We start from the raw sequence: 1262 nt of genomic DNA, 5'->3' as shown, positions 1-1262 counted from the left end.
TCGCGCATTTTAGAATCAAGTTAGCCACTGTCTCAAAATTTTTTGGACAATAAAAAACATCAAGAACAGATATCCTGTATCATTGAAGTTCCTACACAAACAATGGAAGAGGATATTGTCTTGATGCAGAAACAGGATAGCACACACCGCCAAAAAGGTCAGCACTTAACATCACTCGAGCGCGGAAAAGTGGCCGGATTCCGCCAAGCTGGGAAGTCCAATCGTTGGATTGCTGCTGAAATTGGCGTCTGCCCGCAGACCATTAATAATGAAATCAAGCGAGGTACAGTAGATCAGGTCAAGAAGAGTAATGGCAAGCGCGTCTACCATCGACAATACCTGCCAGAGGCTGCTCAGGCACGTTACGAGACTGCACGCTTGAGCTGCCATCGTCCTGACAAGTTCGCCAGCGTACAGGTCTTCTTAGCCTGGTACGTACAGCGAGCTAAGCAGGACAAATGGTCGCCGGATGCTTCAATCGGCTATGCCAAGCGACACAAGCTGTTTACTCCTGAAGAGCTTGTTTGTGCCTCGACTTTGTACCAGTACATTGACGACCAACGCCTAGAGATTCGAAATATCGACCTGTTGGAGAAGACTAAGCGGAAGACCTCTCACCAGCACTACACCAAGGCTAAGCGTCTGGCTGGCCGCAGTATCGAGGAACGGCCTAAGGTCGTTGAACGACGCAGGAAGTTCGGTCACTGGGAGATGGATACCATTGTCGGTAAACGCAATGGCAAGGAGAGCGTCATCTTGACTCTGATTGAGCGCAAGACCCGTTGCCAACTTCTCCGCTTGATCGAAGGACGAGATGCAGACTCTGTGAGCTATGCATTGCGTGGAATCAAGCGCGAATGGGGAGCTTGCATCAAGACCATCACAGCCGACAACGGACCCGAGTTCACCGCCTTAAATACTGCTTTTGCTGGGACGGAAACTGAGATCTTCTACGCCCATCCTTACACGTCCTGCGACCGTGGCACCAACGAGGCACATAACCGGATGATCCGCCAGGACTTCCCTAAGGGCATGTCCCTAGATGACATTAGCCCTAGTCAAGTGCAGGCCACGCAAGACCGCTTGAATCAGTTGCCTCGCAAACAACAGGGCTACTGCACACCCCAGCAAAACTTTGAGGCCGAAGCTCGGCGCGTTCGCCGCATGGCCCAGTAGTCTCTCTAGCACCACAACTTCTATTTGATAACGGCCTGTTCTGGGATTGTCCTCAACGACTGGCTAACTTGTTCTTGCAATTTACG

The 1262-nt window shown here is 51.0% G+C and carries 1 protein-coding gene; it reads left to right on the top strand.

Translation table 11 applies throughout. The features are described from left to right. The first annotated feature begins 123 nt into the window (after positions 1-123). Positions 124-1176 carry an IS30 family transposase gene (locus tag LE416_RS13035; protein WP_225049397.1) on the top strand — a complete coding sequence of 351 codons (1053 nt, stop codon included), beginning with the start codon at positions 124-126 and terminating at the stop codon, positions 1174-1176. The last annotated feature ends 86 nt before the right edge of the window (positions 1177-1262 follow it).

Source organism: Lacticaseibacillus kribbianus, assembly GCF_020180945.1.
GTDB classification, from domain to species: Bacteria; Bacillota; Bacilli; order Lactobacillales; family Lactobacillaceae; genus Lacticaseibacillus; species Lacticaseibacillus kribbianus.
The sequence above is the reverse complement of the archived record's forward strand: the minus strand, read 5'-3'. Positions and strand labels throughout refer to the sequence as shown.

Excerpts from the sequence above, each read along its gene's own strand:
- LE416_RS13035 (WP_225049397.1), top strand. The coding sequence starts at position 124 with ATGCAGAAACAGGATAGCACACACCGCCAAAAAGGTCAGCACTTAACA.